This is a genomic window from Leeuwenhoekiella sp. LLG6367-2.1, from assembly GCF_045055775.1.
Taxonomy (GTDB): Bacteria; Bacteroidota; Bacteroidia; order Flavobacteriales; family Flavobacteriaceae; genus Leeuwenhoekiella; species Leeuwenhoekiella aequorea.
Map to the genome: position 1 here is coordinate 2,575,884 of NZ_CP159331.1, position 16,169 is coordinate 2,592,052.

Below are 16,169 nucleotides of genomic sequence, written 5' to 3' on the forward strand. Positions count from 1 at the left end.
TAGCAATGAAAAATTTAAATATAAAATTAGGGCTAATTGCCTCAGTAATTACCGCAACATTTTTGATGAGTTGTAGTGATGATTTTGTTGATGTTGATCCTACAAATGAGAACTCTGAAGATTATTTTAATTCAGAAGAAGATTATCAATTAGCGTTAGTAGGAGCTTACGATTTATTACAAGCAACCTATCTCAATGTGATGGTGGGAGAGATTGCCTCAGACAATACCCTTGCGGGAGGGGAGAGTGCAACAGATACTCCGGGAATTCAAGAAATAGATAACATGACTCACGGCACTATAAATCAGCAATTGCGAGATATTTGGGGTTGGATGTTTTCAGGTGTTAACCGGGCAAATTATATTTTAGAGTTTCAGGATAAAACCGATTTTAATGGAAAAGAGCAAGTTATAGCGCAAGCTCGTTTTTTAAGAGCATATTATTATTTTGAATTGGTTAAATGGTTTGGTGATGTACCATTAGCAGTTGACCAGCGTCTACTTTTTGGAGATCAGTTTAATGCAGAGCGTACTCCTAAAGCCGAGGTTTATAATCAAATAGAACTTGATTTAATTTTTGCTGCGGAAACACTTCCGGCAACTCAAGCAGAAAATGGTAGGATTACCAGTGGTGCGGCAAGAGCACTCTTAGGAAAGGCTTATTTATATCAAAATAAATTTACTGAAGCTGCTGCGGCATTTGATCTTGTTATAGCAGGTCCTTACGATTTGGTTACAGACTATTCTACAATTTTTGAACAAGAAGGCGAGAATAATGTTGAATCGGTTTTTGAAGTACAATACACAGATAAAGAAGGTGCTGGTTTTGGATGTTTACAGTGTAGTGAAGGTAATGTAGCTGTAGGTTTTAATGGAATCCGTAATTATTCAGGTCCACAATTTGACTCGGGATTTAGCTTTAATGTTCCGGTTCAAGAGGTTTATGAAGCTTTTGAACCTGGAGATTCCAGAAGAGATGTAGCTATCTTAAATATTGTAGAATTTGCCGCTGCCAATGGTGCAACTTACAATGAAGGTTTTGAGCATACAGGCTTTTATAATAAAAAATATATAGCTCGTAAAGGAGATGCTAATATAGGAGATGCCGCACTTACAAATCCTAATAATTACCGTTCAATACGATTTGCCGATGTTTTATTAATGGCTGCAGAAGCGCATAATCGCAAGGCAACTCCTAATGATGCCCTTGCTCAAGAATACTTGAATAGAGTTCGCAGACGCGCATTTGGAGATACCAATCACGATATAACTGCTACGGGAGCAGCTCTTACAGATTTTATATACGATGAGAGGAGGCTTGAACTTGTAGGTGAAGGACATCGGTTTTTTGATTTGGTACGTACAGGAAGAGCAGCTCAAAATATTCCCGGATTTACAACCGGTAAAAACGAATTATTCCCTATTCCTGCTATAGAAATTCAGCTTGCAGGTAACCGTTGGGAACAAAATCAAGGATATACAAACTAATACACGATTAAACGATGAAAATTTTAAAACTACTTTTTGCCTTAACCGCTGTATTTACGGTTTTTATGGCTTGTGAAGATGAGACAGTAACTAATTATGCGTTACAAGATATTTCTGCACCGCAAAATGTGACTGCTAATTTCTCTATTGCTCAAGACGATACAGGAATGTTAACCATTACACCTGCCGGTGAAGGTGCTTCTACATTTACCATAAATTGGGGTGATGAGCAACAAAGCGAAGTGACTATTGATGCAGGACAATCTGCCTCTACTGTATTTGAAGAGGGAGAGTATCTAGTGCGTGTTACTGCAACAGGAGCAACAGGATTAACTAGTGAATATTCGCAATTAGTTACAATTTCTTTTAGAGCTCCAGAAAATTTAGTCATATCAGTAAATCAATCTGCATCAAATCCGGCTAATGTGAGTGTTTCAGCAGAAGCAGATTTTGCAACTCTTTTTGATGTTTATTTTGGAGAAGAAGAAAATGAAGAGCCTATGCAACTTATGCCGGGCGGAAGCATTTCTTATGAATATCAAGAACTGGGTAACTATACTATACGTGTAATTGCTAAAGGTGCGGGCGCAGCCACCACTCAGACTACAGAAGCAATAACAGTTTATGAAGTAACCTCACCACTTGCCGCAGCACCTAGTCCAACTAAAAAAGCAGCATCGGTTATTTCTTTATTTTCTGATGTCTATACAAATGCTGAAATGCGAACTTGGCGTACAGATTGGTCAGATGCAAGTCTTACAGATATTAATATTGAAGGTAATGCTACAAAGCAATACGATGCTTTAAACTTCGTAGGTGTTGAGCCGGCAAATCCCATAGATGCCTCTTCAATGACTCATTTTAATATTGATGTTTGGACGGGCAGTGCTACACAATTACGCTTTAAGCTAGTAGATTTTGGACCTAACGGAACCTATGATGGAGGCGACGATTCTGAACACGAAGTAGTTTTAAATTTAGACAATGGCGATTTTACACAAGCCACTTGGGTTACATTAAATCTTCCTTTAAGTGCATTTACCGGACTTAATGAGCGTGCTCACATCGCACAATTAATATATTCTGCAGGGCCCGCAGGTCAGGCCACAGTTTATATGGATAATGTTTATTTCAACAATGAAAATTATGTTTCTCTTAGCGCTCCAGCAACTGCAGCCGCAAACCCTGTTGATGCAGCAAGTACCGTTTATTCTGTATTTAGTGATTCATATTCAGATCCTGCGAATGTAAATTACTTTCCTAACTGGGGGCAAAGTACAACCTATGAGCAGGTGAGTATAAACAGCAATCAAGTTATCAAATATGGAAATGCAAATTATGAAGGTATCGATCTGGGCGAAGAAGTAGATGCTTCTGGCTATGCTTTTGTACATATAGATGTATGGTCTGCAGATTATACAACTATTCCGTTTTTTATAATTGATACTTCAGGAGAGCGACCCGTTGACTTAGCTGTAAATGCGGAGCAATGGACAAGTATAGATATTCCTCTTTCAGCTTTTACAGACCAAGGCATATCCGTAGAAAATGTATTTCAATTCAAATTTGATGTCCAATTTAATTCAGGAGGGACTTTTTTCATAGATAACTTGTACTTCCATAACTAGAAACTTAAAGCGATGAGATTTATATATAAAATTCTATCGATCACCCTCATAATCATAAGTATGATTAGCTGTCAGGATGACGATAATACATTAGATCAGATACTTGTTCCTCAAAATCTGGAGGTAAGCTTAGACATTACAGATGATGGATCTGGTAATGTAACATTTACGGCAAATGCAGAAAATGCAATTACCTACAGATTTGCTTTTCCAGATGGCAGTGTTGTTGTAGCACCGAATGGCATTTATCAAAAACGATTCACAAAAACGGGATTAAACACCTATCAAGTTACCGTTTTAGCCTATGGAAAAGGCGGAGTTACGAGCTCAAAACTTGTTGAGGTTACGGTACAAAGTGACTTCTCAGATCCTGAAGCAATAGAACTTCTCACAGGTGGAAGTTCTAAGACTTGGTATTGGGCGGCAGATGTGCCTAATCATTTAGGAGTAGGTCCTAATAATGATGATTTATCTCAAAATTATTTTTGGGCTTATTTCTCATTTACAGATCCATTCGCATTAAATGCTAATCCGGCTTCTAGTTGTGCATACGATGACGAGTTTATTTTTTCCACTACTAATGGGGAGAATTTAACCTATGAACAAGACAATAAAGGTGCTTCGTTTTTTAATAGAAGTTATGCGAGTGTCGCAGGAGGCGCTTCTCCCGATGATAGTTGTTATGAGTACACGACTGCTGGTGAAATGGGAGTTTCCTTAGCGCCATCAGAATCTGTAGTGGCAGCAGATCGCAAACGTGGTACAGTAATGACATTGGGAGATTCTGGTTATGTAGGCTATTATATAGGTACTAATGAATATGAGATTATATCACTTACTGCAAATAGAATGGTGCTTCGTGCAGTGCAAGGCAACGATCAGGGCTTAGCATGGTATGTTATTCTCACAGCGACAAAACCTGTTGAGGGTAGCGGACCGGTAGCCGAAGAAGATACTTTTCCTAACTTATTATGGTCAGATGAATTTGATGCTAACGGAGCACCAGACGCCTCAAAATGGACGTATGATATTGGGAATGGCCAGGTAGGCTGGGGAAATAACGAAGTTCAATATTACACAGATAGATCTGAAAATGTAATAATTGAAGACGGTGTTTTAAAAATTACAGCGAGACGTGAAAATTATATGGGACAAGAGTTTACTTCTGCTCGATTAAAGACTGAAGGATTGCAAGAATTTACCTTTGGTAGAGTTGAGGTGCGCGCAAAATTACCACAAGGTGTAGGTACATGGCCGGCGATATGGATGTTGGGTGCAGATTACCAAACGAATCCTTGGCCGGGAGCAGGTGAGATAGATATTATGGAGCACGTAGGTCGTAATCAAAATGAAGTGCTCTCTACACTGCATTATCCCGGAAATTCTGGAGCAAATGGTATTACGGAAAGCACAACGGTATCTGATGTGGCTACCACATTTCATACTTATAGTGTAGAATGGACCGAAACTCAAATTCGCTTTTTTGTAGATGACCAACTCTTTCACCTATTTGAAAATGACTCAACAAAGCCTTTTGATAAAGATTTCTTTATGATCTTAAATGTAGCAATGGGAGGAACTCTGGGTGGAAATGTAGCCGATTCATTTACCGAATCTAGTATGGAGGTTGATTATGTACGCGTATATCAGCGCAATTAAATAGATAGGATGAAAAGGTATTTTATAAAATCAGTAATTCTATTTTTTGCTTGTGTTGCTTCGGGATTAGATACGCAGGCACAAGGTATAAATAACCTAGATCTGGTAATTGAGACGAAAATTGATTCGCTACTCTCTTTGATGACCCTCAAGGAAAAAGTAGGTCAAATGACTCAATATAATGGAAGTTTTGACGTCACAGGTGCTCCATCAGATATTGACGCTAGAACAAAACTTGAGAAACTTAAGAATGGCGAAGTTGGTTCTATGCTTAATGTATTAACTGCTAAAGCTACTCGAGAAGCTCAGGAGGTGGTGATGAAAAACTCACGATTAAAAATTCCGTTGATATTTGGGTACGATGTGATTCACGGCTACAAAACTATGTTTCCGGTACCACTAGGGGAGAGTGCAAGTTGGGATCTTGAAGCACTTGAATTAAGTGCCACAATTGCTGCAAGAGAAACTGCTGCTGCAGGTGTTCATTGGACGTTTGCGCCTATGATAGATGTTTCTAGAGATGCGCGTTGGGGACGCATTATGGAAGGCGCAGGAGAAGATCCTTACCTAAATAGTGTAATTGGAGTTGCGAGAATTAAGGGTTTCCAAGGAGATAATCTAACCGATGATTATACTATTGCTGCTTGCGCTAAACATTTTGCCGGTTATGGTTACGCCGAAGCCGGAAGAGATTATAATACGGTAAATGTCGGAGAATCAGAATTGCAAAATTCGATTCTCCTACCTTTTAAAGCAGCCTCTGAAGCAGGTGTGGCCACCTTTATGAATAGCTTTAATGAAATAGATGGTATTCCTGCTACAGCTTCTGTTCATCTACAGCGGGATATCTTAAAAGGCGATTGGGATTATAAAGGTTTTATGGTTTCAGATTGGGGCTCAATTGCAGAGTTAATTCCGCATGGTTTTGCCGAAGATAAAATGCAAGCCGGCAAACTTGCAGTGGTTGCAGGTAGCGATATGGATATGGAAGGTCGGGTTTATGAAGTGGCGTTAGAACAATTAGTTTCAGAAAATGAGATTAAAGAGGAGCTGCTTAATGATGCTGTGCGTAGAATTTTACGGGTAAAATATGCATTGGGTTTATTTGACGATCCCTATAAATACAGTGACGAAAAACGAGAAAGAGAAGTGCTACTTGCCCCAGAACATTTAGAAGCTGCCCGTGATATTGCAAGAAAATCTATTGTATTGCTCAAAAACGAACAAACAATACTGCCTATTTCTAAAAATATCAAGAGTATTGCTGTTATTGGTCCTTTAGCAGATGATAAAGATTCTCCATTGGGAAATTGGCGTGCTCAAGCAATAAAAAATTCAGCTGTTTCTGTTTTAGAAGGAATTAAAAATACCGTTAGCGCAGATACACAAATCAATTATGCAAAAGGAGCTTCGTTAGGTATAGGAGAACGTAGTTTTCTTATGCCCTTAAAAATTAATGAAACCGACACCTCGGGATTTGCTGATGCTGTTGCCGCAGCAGAAAAATCTGAAGTTGTAGTACTTGTCCTAGGAGAGGATGCGTTTCAATCTGGAGAAGGTCGCAGTCAAACAGATATAAAACTTAAAGGTGTTCAACAAGAGCTATTAGATGCAGTCGTTGCAGTGAACAAAAATATTGTCTTGGTTTTAATGAATGGTCGACCATTAGATTTAAGTAGGCCTAGTGAGCAAGTACCAGCGCTTTTAGAGACTTGGTTTTTAGGTTCTGAAGCTGGGAATGCTATTGCAGATGTGCTGTTTGGAGATTATAATCCGTCTGGAAAATTACCGGTATCATTCCCCAGAAATGTAGGGCAAGAACCTTTGTATTACAATCAGAAAAACACAGGAAGACCTTCTAGTAATATGGTTACCTATTCTGGATATCAGGATGAATCAAGAGATGCACTTTATCCATTTGGTTTCGGCCTAAGTTATACCAACTTTAGTTGTGGAGATCCTGAGGTATCTGATGCAAAATTTTCAGGTGAGGGTAGTATTGCTGTTTCCGTAGTGCTTAAAAACACCGGGAAAGTCACAGGTAAAGAAACAGCGCAATTATACATTAGAGATTTAGTAGCTAGTCGTACGAGACCAGTGAAAGAACTGCGCGATTTTAAACAAATTGAACTGGCTCCCGGTGAATCTAGCAAGGTTACCTTTACAATCAATTCTAAAACTTTAGAATTTTTTACTTCAAACGCTAAATGGGAGGCAGAACCCGGAGAATTTGAAATAATGATTGGCTCAAATTCTGTAGATTTAAAAACAGTTAAAATCACTTATGAGTAGCTAATTGCTATTCTTAGTATTCATTTTTAAAAAGTTTACAATGCTGAAAAAAATAGGTCTATTGAGCAGTCTACTACTGATTGCTATGAGCTGTAAAGCACAAAAATATTCAGAATTAGTATGGTCTGATGAGTTTAACGGATCAACTCTAGATCTAAATTCCTGGAATTTTCAACTTGGGGATGGATGCCCTACAATTTGTGGATGGGGAAATAATGAGCGACAGATTTATACTGAAAATAATCATCGATTAGAAGATGGTAAGCTAGTGATTACGGCGCGTAAAGAAGGAGATAGTTATACTTCCACGCGCATTACTACACAAAATAAGCGCACATTTAAGTACGGTCGTATGGAGGCCAGAGCTAAGGTTGCTACTGGTCAAGGTATATGGCCAGCATTCTGGATGTTAGGGACAAATATAAATGAGGTAGGGTGGCCTTCGAGTGGGGAGATTGATATTTTAGAATATGTAGGCAAAGAAGAAGATATGGTGTACACCACACTTCACGTACCGGCAGGTCACGGTGATTCGGCATTCAGTAAAAAGACATTGTTTAAAGATGTAGAAGATGGTTATCACGTTTACGCTGCTGAATGGTCACCAGATCAAATTGAATTTTTTGTGGACGACACTTCCGTTTTTATCTACAACCCAGAGAAAAAAGATGATTCTGTATGGCCTTTTAATCAGCCTTTTTATTTTATAATTAATCTGGCAGTAGGCGGAAACTTTGGAGGTCCCGAAGTTGATGATTCTATCTTTCCGCAGGAATTTAGTATTGACTATGTACGCGTCTATAAAATGAAATAAACTGAATTAATTAACTCTATAAGAAGGCTTCTATCCTAAAATTGATAGAAGCCTTTTTTGTTTTTAAACTATAGGCGTAAAAATGAGTGTATGATAGAACTCATTAATATGAAGCACGGGCTTTAAGAACTTTACTCGCTTGCTAGCAATGATTATATTTGCAGGGTATGAGCACACTTGTTTCTTTAAGTATTCTTCCTAACGAATTAGAAAATACTGATTATATTTTGAAAGCTGCCCTCAAAAAAGCAGCTATTAATCCCGCAAATGTTGCAGACTGGCGCATACGCAAACGATCTATTGATGCGCGAAAAAAGCCTGTAAAAATGCAGCTTCAGATAGAAATATGGGAGCGCGGGGATCTACGGGAGTCCTTAAGTAAATTTGAGTCTAAAGATGTTTCTAATGCACCTACAATCGCAATAATAGGAGCTGGTCCTGCTGGGCTATACGCGGCATTACGTGCGATTGAAGCTGGATTAAAGCCCATTGTTTTTGAGCGAGGAAAAGACGTAAAGGCGCGTAGACGCGATCTTGCTAAAATTAATAAGGAACAAATTGTAAATCCAGAATCTAATTATTGTTTTGGGGAAGGCGGTGCAGGTACGTATTCTGACGGTAAATTATATACCCGTTCAAAAAAACGCGGAAACGTTTTAAAAGCTTTGGAGTGGTTAGTTCATTTTGGAGCAGATGAAGATATTCTTGTTGATGCACATCCTCATATAGGTACAAATAAATTACCTAAGCTAATTACGGCAATGCGGGAAGCGATCGAAGAAGCCGGTGGGGCTGTACATTTTGATTCCAAATTAACCGATTTGATAATCGAGGATAACAAGATAAAAGGTCTGGAAATAAATAATGAAACTAAGTATGAGTTTAAGGAAGTTATTTTAGCTACCGGACACTCTGCACGCGATATTTTTTATTTATTGCACGCTAAAAATATAAAGCTGGAGGCAAAGCCTTTTGCGCTTGGCGTGCGTATCGAGCACCAGCAAGAAGTTATTAATTATATCCAATATCACGGAGAAACAGATAATCCTTATTTACCACCTGCTGCTTATAGTCTCGTAGTTCAAATAGATGGGATGGGAGTATATTCTTTCTGTATGTGTCCCGGCGGTATTATAGCTCCTTGTGCCACCGCTCAAGATGAGGTGGTAACTAATGGTTGGAGCCCTAGTAAACGTAACAATCCTTATGCTAATTCTGGTATTGTGGTAAGCGTTACCCCAGAAGATTTACCTAATTACACACCAGATGACCCTTTGGTGTGTCTCAATTTTCAAAAGGAAGTAGAGCATACTTGTTGGATTGCAGGTGGTAGAACACAGCAAGTCCCAGCACAACGTATGACAGATTTTGTAAATGGTGTTAAATCAAAAGACTTTCCAAAAACATCTTACCAGCCGGGTATTGTAAGTGCAGATCTTAATAAAGTTTTGCCAGATCTTATTGCTAAAAGATTGAAAAAGGCATTTGTAGCTTTTGGAAAAAAAATGCCGGGTTATTTATCTAAAGACGCTGTTTTGCATGCACCCGAAAGTAGAACATCATCACCCATTTCTATTCCGCGTAATTCAGAAACATTAGAACACGTTGAAATCTCAGGATTATACCCTTGTGGTGAAGGTGCTGGTTACGCCGGCGGAATTATGTCTGCAGCGATAGATGGGATAAATTGTGTAGATGCTATAGCCAAGAAATATGCGCTGTAAGCTTTAAATACGAAGTAGTGTAAAATACAAAAACCCTGCAGGATGCAGGGTTTTTGTTTGGATCTTTGTAGTTTTTTGAATTACTCAGCAGCAGGAGTTTCAACTTGAAGAGTGTCATTAACAACTTCTTCAACTTCCATCTCTTGAACAGGAGCCTCAGGAGCCACTTCTTCCATAGAAGTTTCTTCCATTACTTCTTCTGTCTTCTCTTCAGATGCTTCTCTGCAAGATGCAACTGTAATCATTAGACTCAATGCGAAACCAGCTAATAAAATGCGTTTCATAATTATAAATTTATTGCGTTTAAAATGCGTGCGAATGTAATATAAATCTCAATACGCAAAACAATTTATTTAAAAATTTTCAAGTTTTTTTTTAGGCGTATGCTTGGGTGATCATTTTGATCTGACGGTCTAAAATTTGATCATCCGTTTTCAATGGGTTTGACGTAAGCTTACCTATTAAAAGTTTTGAATAATTTTTTATGATTTGCTGTAAAAATGCGTGTCTGGATTTTTTTAAAAGTGCAGTGTTTAAGCCTATTATGTTATTTTTTGGCTCAATAATAGATTCTTTTTTCAATGGATTCCAGAAAGTAGTAATGGAGATACTTTCAGAATTTTGATCGCCAATAGAAGATATTATTGACCTTATTTTTTCAGCATCTGAAACACTAAAATTCTTTAGAAGCTGCTCTTGAAAAAACGAACTTCTTAAAATTAATTCTGCTCTATTTACGGCACTTTTCACAAGTGCATTTGTTCCATCATATTTTAAGTTCATAGAAGTTGTAAATGAGTTAATCGGTTTAAAGCGATTCGGGTTAAAATTGTAAGTTATGTTTAGGGTATAGGGGACATAAAACTCAATTTAAAGTACTCATACCTAGAACTAATCTAATTTTTATTTACCGGAAAGCATCGGGGTGAAGGTTATTTTAGATACGATGCACGCTTTAACGATTAAGTGTTAAAAGTACAAGCATTAATTTAACATATTCAGCTGATTCTCTCGTATTTATACATTGAGTAGATGTTTAAAATCATTTAATTCGGCTTTATATGACAAATTGAAATGTGATAGAAATCTTAAATAAATGGGATATGCCTAAAATGTTGGGAGTTTATTAATAGTTGATATTAAAGTATTTATAAGAGATGGAATTCTCCGCTTAAGGTCTTGTAAATTAGATTCTCAAATTTAAATATTCAGTTTATGAAAACTCTACTTATAATATTCAGCGCATTCTTATTTTCTTTTACCACAATAAATTCAGAAATAGCAACTACATCTGCCGTTGTTGAAGATCAGTTGGTTTTTGATGGATTTGAGGGAAATTATTATTTCTTTACAGATGCAGACTTTAAAGCCGTTGTTTTAGAAGTGAATGATGCATCAAGTATTTCTAACTATGATTTAGTAAACGGCAATCTTGAAGGTAAAACTTTTCAAGTTTCTTATAAAACTACAGATAACCCACAAAACGTTTCAGCTATAGGCGTGATACAAGATATTAAAGCAACCAAATAATAAGACATTTTATAAAAATAGAAAATGCTCCATTAGGAGCATTTTTTTGTTAGAAGAATTAAAGAATTTTCAAGCTAACGAATTAGTTACCTTTATAAACCGGTTAGTCGATTTAATTATAAAGAATATGTTACACAGCATTGAGGCAGAGAAAAGTTTAGAGGCAAAAGAAATTCGGCCAACGGCTATGCGTATTTTAATTTATAAACTTTTAAATAAATCTAATAAAGCACTAGCCTTGTCTGATCTGGAAAATGCATTCTCAAATTCAGAAAGAACAACCCTATTTAGAACTTTAAAAACATTTGAAGAAAAAGGTGTTGTTCATCAGATACAGGATGGTTCTGGTATTTTAAAATATGCTTTATGTGAGCCTAACTGTAACTGTGAATTTGATAGGGATTTGCATCTACATTTTCACTGTACAATTTGTGATGATACGGTCTGTCTCACCGATCATAAAATTCCGCATATTAACCTTCCCGAAGGTTATAAAGCTGAAGACGCAAATTTGGTAATTAAAGGTATTTGTAAAAAATGTAATACGGTATAATTGCACTTCTGTTGCACGTGTCTATTTATGAACTTGCAACTATGAAAGATACAGGTGTACCATCTAATAATGTAAAGGAATGTTGCAGTTCGTGTGATGATTCGGTCGATTCTACTGTTGACCTTGAGCACGACCACTCCTCACATTCTAATTTCAAAGCATATATTCCGGGTTTATTCAGTTTTATTCTTCTTATAATCGGAATTGTATTTGACTATTTTGACTTAGATTTTTTTAAAAGCTGGGTTCGACTAGCTTGGTATGTAATTGCATATTTGCCTGTGGGTTTGCCGGTTGCACGTCAGGGTTTAGATAGCATCAAGAAGGGAGACTTTTTTACTGAATTTTTTCTGATGACAATCGCTTCGGTGGGAGCCTTTATTTTAGGGGAATATCCCGAAGGTGTTGCTGTGATGGTGTTTTACACCGTAGGAGAAGAGTTTCAGCACGCAGCAGTAAGTAATGCAAAGAAAAATATTAAGGCCTTGCTGGATGTACGCCCTAAAGAAGCGTTCGTACTTAAAAATAACACGTATGTTTCCTTAGATCCTGAAACAGTGGCTATTGGAGACAAAATTCAAGTTCGTGCAGGTGAAAAAATACCATTGGACAGTACGTTACTTTCTGATAAGGCAACGCTAAACACGGCTGCGTTAACTGGTGAGAGTAAACCTTCTACCGTACGCAAAGGAGAACGTGTGTTTGCTGGTAGCATTAACCTTGATAATGTAATTGAATTAGAGGTAGTAGCTGCTTTTAAAGATAGTTCGGTGGCCCGTATTCTTGAGCTTGTTCAAAATGCGACTTCCCGTAAATCAAAAACCGAACTCTTTATTCGAAAATTCGCACGCATTTATACACCTATAATCGTGGTTCTGGCACTAGGAGTTACATTGATTCCGTACTTCATAGTGGACAATTATATTTTTGAAGACTGGTTGTATAGAGCTCTTATTTTTCTGGTTATATCCTGTCCTTGTGCATTAGTAATATCAATTCCGCTAGGTTACTTTGGTGGACTAGGCGCTGCTTCTCGTAATGGAATTTTATTTAAAGGAGCTTCTTTTCTAGATACTATGACCAAGATAAATACGGTAGTTCTTGATAAAACCGGAACAGTTACTAAAGGAATTTTTAAAATCAAGGAAATAAAGACCCTGTCTAGTTATTCTGAAGAAGAATTTATGCGTTATCTGATCGCTATGGAAACTAAATCTACCCATCCCATAGCAAAAGCAATCCTGCAATATTCTACTGATGAGTTCCCTTTAGAAGCTACAGCGATCACCGAAATAGCAGGTAAAGGATTATCTGGGACAGTAAACGGAAAAGAAATTCTTGTAGGTAATAAAGCCTTAATGCAAGCCAATGCTTTGCAACTACCACCAGACACAGATTCTGTTGTAGAATCCTTAGTTTTTATGGCCATTGAAGGTAGTATTGTAGGTTATGTGATCCTAGCAGACGAACTTAAAGACGATGCGCAGCAGATGATTTCTAATCTTCGTAAGGCAGGTATTTCAAAAATAGTGATGCTTTCTGGAGATAAAGATTCTATAACTCAGCAGGTAGCTAAAGAATTAAAAATCGATTGGGCTAAGGGCGGTTTACTCCCAGAGGATAAGCTAAGAGAAGTAGAACTACTTAAAAAGCAAACCGGAGTTTATGTAGCATTTACCGGCGATGGTATTAATGATGCCCCTGTACTTGCTGTAAGTGATGTGGGAATCGCGATGGGCGGATTAGGTAGTGATGTTGCGGTTGAGACTGCAGATGTAATTATTCAGACAGACCAACCCTCAAAAATTGCAACTGCAATTCAAATAGGTCGCTCTACCCGCAAAATTGTATGGCAGAATATTGCCCTCGCTTTTGGCGTAAAAGCTGTGGTACTTTTACTTGGAGCTGGCGGACTTGCAACTATGTGGGAAGCTGTATTTGCAGATGTAGGAGTCGCTTTTCTTGCAATATTAAATGCAATACGACTACAGAAAATGAACTGGTAAACAGATCGTTAAAACTGCTTAGAAGTTATACCGTATCGTTTTCTTTTTCTGCTTTGCGCTTTTCTCGCTTGGCTTTACGTTCTTCTTTTCTAATGGCACGTTTCTCTTTAGAGCTCAAATCATCATCGTCATTAAAAGCATCCTTAAATTCGATAGAATCGTCAGTTTCACCTTTGAAAGCTTTTATCCAGGCGTTTTTAAAGATTCCACCGATGGTAGGCCATACACCTGCTTCGATATTATTTAAATCTCCCTGAAGCGGAATTTCGGTGGCCAATGTATCTGTACGCTGATTTTTAAAAGCAAATTTGAAAAACCCTACAAAACCTTCCCAGAGCGTTTCTAGGAAACCATCTTCTTTGCCTATAAGCTTTGTATCTACAAGCAATGGTTTCATATATCCTTTCAGATATCCATCTGCAATCGCTATTTCGCTAAATAGTTCGACAGTACCACTTTCAAAATCAATACCCGCATAGTAATTAGTGAAATCATTTAAGGCTGTTGCATTTGCTTTTTGAAGGGAAAATGCAAGATCCATATCGGGAATTTCTTTTATAATATTAATGTTTCCGTCCAGCTTCACCGTTCCGCCTCCAAAGGAAACTCCAGTAGCACTTATTGGGGATGGTAAAACGCGCCCTTTTTCAACTACATTACGTAAGTTATCTGCTGTGAGTTCGAGTTTTTCGATAGCTAAATCTACATTAGGCTCTGCAGATAATTGCACAAATGCCAGTTTCCCATTATGAACTTCAAAATGGTTAATTTCCAGAGGTACAATTTCGGTGATCGCTTTAGTCCAGTCATCAACATCGGCCGTTCCTTCTTCAGGAGTGGATTGCTGATCTTCGAAGACGTAAATAATCTCCGGACTATTCATCGTAATCTCAGCTACTATTTTTCCTTTAAAAACCGACTTCCATTCAATAGATATATCTGTCTTCGGAAAATTTAAAAAAGGGACCTGAGTACCTGCATCCACTTTATTAAGATAGAGTTTATTAAGTACGTAGGCACCTCGGTACAGTCGTATATCTACATCATCTACTTGCCCGTAATAACCAGGAATATCTGCAAGAGCATTATTGATTGAGTTTTTTACAAGAGTAGGAAGATAGAGGCGAAATGCAATAAGAAGGATTATTAGTGTTATTGGTATGATATATCTCTTCTTTTTATAGCGAGGTCTTTTAGTTGTAGTCATAGGAAAGGGTATTAAAACTAGTAAGCGTGTATTTTCCCCGGAAGATCTCTTAGGGATTTTATTTCTTTATCACGTACTACGGCAGTTATTTCTGAAATAATTGAATTTGCAATTTCTTGTGGAGTAATTGCTCCTATATCGAGACCGGCAGGACCGTAAATTTTATCTATAAATTCTTCAGCTTTATCTGGGCGGTACTCTATTAAATCGTTAAACAGTTTCTCACGTCGTTTTACAGAGCCCAGCGAACCAATGTAAACGGGATTTTTCTCTAAAATATGCAAGAGGAAATTGAGGTCTGTAGCATAGTTATGATTCATTAAAACCACTGCAGAATTCTCGTCAATAGACAGGGTGTGACTTTCTTCAGGAGTAATGTGTATGAGATTTCTAACTCCCGGAAAATGCTTTAATTCTTTCTGATCTTTAACAGAAGCAATTACAGTAACTTCCCAGCCCATCAGCGCTGCCAGCTGACCCAGCTGTACTGCATCGTGTTCGGCACCAAAAAGGAATAACTGAAATAACGGACTTAATTCCTGCTGAAAATAGAGTAGGGTATCTTGGTTTTCAGTCTTAGGTTCATCAGAATCTGAATTTGTTTTTATGACATTGCCATTACTCAGTTGTATTTCTGAACCCAAACCGAGTATAGGATTTTCTGTATCTAACGAATAATACGAAGCTATTTTAATTGGTTCTCGTTTCTCTAAATCGGCAGAGATACTTTTATAGAACTGTTCATTTATTGAAAATGGTTCTATTAATATATATAAAATTCCCTCACAGCCTAAACGATATCGACCATCGTAGGTCATCATTTTTGGCCGATTTGTTTTAAAAACTGTAGCCGCTTGAAACAATACTTCTTTTTCAACACAGCCTCCGCTTACGGCACCCGTCATCATCCCATCTTCAGCGATTAACATTCTCACACCGGGCTTGCGGTAAGAAGATCCCTCCAGATGCACTACAGTCGCCAGAACACATGAAATGCCTTTGGTGTAATACGCAAAGGCATTTTCTATAATTTTTTTAAACTCGTGAGTCATGTAATTTCGCTAAATACTAAAAACACCTAAGAATTTTTAGATTCTTAAACCGTTTACCGAATTTACGAAAGAATGCCTAAAACCAAATTTTTTAGCATTTAATTGACATTGTCGGCTATTATAATTTCAAAAACACTTAGTAAAATTGCTATAATACTTGGTGCTGAAAACGGATCTAATCTTTAGGACGTTCTGAGATGGATACACTAAGTTTCTA

The 16,169-nt window shown here is 37.6% G+C and carries 13 protein-coding genes; 9 read left to right on the top strand and 4 right to left on the bottom strand.

All coding sequences use genetic code 11. From position 1 onward, the window contains the following. Positions 1–5: 5 nt before the first annotated feature. The 6 genes from ABVM53_RS11645 (at position 6) to ABVM53_RS11670 (ending at position 9,604) form a co-directional block, all read left to right on the top strand. On the top strand, positions 6–1,487 hold the full coding sequence (locus ABVM53_RS11645; RefSeq protein WP_371456037.1) for a RagB/SusD family nutrient uptake outer membrane protein: 1,482 nt from the start codon (positions 6–8) through the stop codon (positions 1,485–1,487). 14 nt (positions 1,488–1,501) lie between these two features. Then, a complete protein-coding gene (locus ABVM53_RS11650; protein WP_405326201.1) occupies positions 1,502–3,115 on the top strand; it encodes a hypothetical protein in 1,614 nt (537 codons plus the stop codon). A 12-nt stretch (positions 3,116–3,127) separates the two neighbouring features. Continuing rightward, positions 3,128–4,774, top strand: coding sequence for a family 16 glycosylhydrolase (locus tag ABVM53_RS11655; RefSeq protein WP_405326202.1), 1,647 nt, complete (start codon positions 3,128–3,130; stop codon positions 4,772–4,774). A 9-nt stretch (positions 4,775–4,783) separates the two neighbouring features. Beyond that, complete coding sequence (gene bglX, locus ABVM53_RS11660) at positions 4,784–7,066, top strand: beta-glucosidase BglX (RefSeq protein ID WP_405326204.1); 2,283 nt, start codon at positions 4,784–4,786, stop codon at positions 7,064–7,066. 40 nt (positions 7,067–7,106) lie between these two features. Continuing rightward, the gene (locus ABVM53_RS11665) at positions 7,107–7,880 is read left to right on the top strand and encodes a family 16 glycosylhydrolase (RefSeq protein ID WP_405326206.1); all 774 of its coding nucleotides are present in this window, start codon (positions 7,107–7,109) and stop codon (positions 7,878–7,880) included. A gap of 167 nt (positions 7,881–8,047) precedes the next feature. Continuing rightward, positions 8,048–9,604 carry an NAD(P)/FAD-dependent oxidoreductase gene (locus ABVM53_RS11670; RefSeq protein ID WP_405326208.1) on the top strand — a complete coding sequence of 519 codons (1,557 nt, stop codon included), beginning with the start codon at positions 8,048–8,050 and terminating at the stop codon, positions 9,602–9,604. Between the two features lie 80 nt (positions 9,605–9,684). Here the strand turns inward: ABVM53_RS11670 and ABVM53_RS11675 are convergent, their stop codons facing one another. Both ABVM53_RS11675 and ABVM53_RS11680 read right to left on the bottom strand, forming a co-directional pair. Beyond that, on the bottom strand, positions 9,685–9,888 hold the full coding sequence (locus ABVM53_RS11675; protein WP_128758375.1) for a hypothetical protein: 204 nt from the start codon (positions 9,886–9,888) through the stop codon (positions 9,685–9,687). Positions 9,889–9,979: 91 nt separating this feature from the next. Next, positions 9,980–10,387, bottom strand: a complete 408-nt coding sequence (locus ABVM53_RS11680; protein WP_371456043.1) for a hypothetical protein — start codon at positions 10,385–10,387, stop codon at positions 9,980–9,982. A 432-nt stretch (positions 10,388–10,819) separates the two neighbouring features. Here ABVM53_RS11680 and ABVM53_RS11685 point away from each other — a divergent pair, with 432 nt between their 5' ends. The 3 genes from ABVM53_RS11685 (at position 10,820) to ABVM53_RS11695 (ending at position 13,693) form a co-directional block, all read left to right on the top strand. Further along, entirely contained in the window at positions 10,820–11,134 is a 315-nt protein-coding gene (locus tag ABVM53_RS11685) for a hypothetical protein (RefSeq protein ID WP_405326211.1), read from the top strand. Between the two features lie 127 nt (positions 11,135–11,261). Then, complete coding sequence (locus tag ABVM53_RS11690; RefSeq protein WP_371456045.1) at positions 11,262–11,687, top strand: Fur family transcriptional regulator; 426 nt, start codon at positions 11,262–11,264, stop codon at positions 11,685–11,687. 41 nt (positions 11,688–11,728) lie between these two features. Then, positions 11,729–13,693, top strand: a complete 1,965-nt coding sequence (locus ABVM53_RS11695; RefSeq protein ID WP_405326213.1) for a heavy metal translocating P-type ATPase — start codon at positions 11,729–11,731, stop codon at positions 13,691–13,693. Positions 13,694–13,718: 25 nt separating this feature from the next. On the opposite strand, the gene ABVM53_RS11700 is transcribed toward ABVM53_RS11695, so the two are convergent. Together ABVM53_RS11700 and ABVM53_RS11705 are read right to left on the bottom strand one after the other, a co-directional pair. Then, entirely contained in the window at positions 13,719–14,900 is a 1,182-nt protein-coding gene (locus ABVM53_RS11700; RefSeq protein WP_405326215.1) for a DUF748 domain-containing protein, read from the bottom strand. A 17-nt stretch (positions 14,901–14,917) separates the two neighbouring features. Beyond that, a complete protein-coding gene (locus ABVM53_RS11705) occupies positions 14,918–15,952 on the bottom strand; it encodes an XdhC family protein (protein WP_405326217.1) in 1,035 nt (344 codons plus the stop codon). Positions 15,953–16,169 lie beyond the last annotated feature (217 nt).

Excerpts from the sequence above, each read along its gene's own strand:
- ABVM53_RS11645 (WP_371456037.1), top strand. The coding sequence starts at position 6 with ATGAAAAATTTAAATATAAAATTAGGGCTAATTGCCTCAGTAATTACC.
- ABVM53_RS11650 (WP_405326201.1), top strand. The coding sequence starts at position 1,502 with ATGAAAATTTTAAAACTACTTTTTGCCTTAACCGCTGTATTTACGGTT.
- ABVM53_RS11655 (WP_405326202.1), top strand. The coding sequence starts at position 3,128 with ATGAGATTTATATATAAAATTCTATCGATCACCCTCATAATCATAAGT.
- bglX (WP_405326204.1), top strand. The coding sequence starts at position 4,784 with ATGAAAAGGTATTTTATAAAATCAGTAATTCTATTTTTTGCTTGTGTT.
- ABVM53_RS11665 (WP_405326206.1), top strand. The coding sequence starts at position 7,107 with ATGCTGAAAAAAATAGGTCTATTGAGCAGTCTACTACTGATTGCTATG.
- ABVM53_RS11670 (WP_405326208.1), top strand. The coding sequence starts at position 8,048 with ATGAGCACACTTGTTTCTTTAAGTATTCTTCCTAACGAATTAGAAAAT.
- ABVM53_RS11675 (WP_128758375.1), bottom strand. The coding sequence starts at position 9,888 with ATGAAACGCATTTTATTAGCTGGTTTCGCATTGAGTCTAATGATTACA.
- ABVM53_RS11680 (WP_371456043.1), bottom strand. The coding sequence starts at position 10,387 with ATGAACTTAAAATATGATGGAACAAATGCACTTGTGAAAAGTGCCGTA.
- ABVM53_RS11685 (WP_405326211.1), top strand. The coding sequence starts at position 10,820 with ATGAAAACTCTACTTATAATATTCAGCGCATTCTTATTTTCTTTTACC.
- ABVM53_RS11690 (WP_371456045.1), top strand. The coding sequence starts at position 11,262 with ATGTTACACAGCATTGAGGCAGAGAAAAGTTTAGAGGCAAAAGAAATT.
- ABVM53_RS11695 (WP_405326213.1), top strand. The coding sequence starts at position 11,729 with ATGAAAGATACAGGTGTACCATCTAATAATGTAAAGGAATGTTGCAGT.
- ABVM53_RS11700 (WP_405326215.1), bottom strand. The coding sequence starts at position 14,900 with ATGACTACAACTAAAAGACCTCGCTATAAAAAGAAGAGATATATCATA.
- ABVM53_RS11705 (WP_405326217.1), bottom strand. The coding sequence starts at position 15,952 with ATGACTCACGAGTTTAAAAAAATTATAGAAAATGCCTTTGCGTATTAC.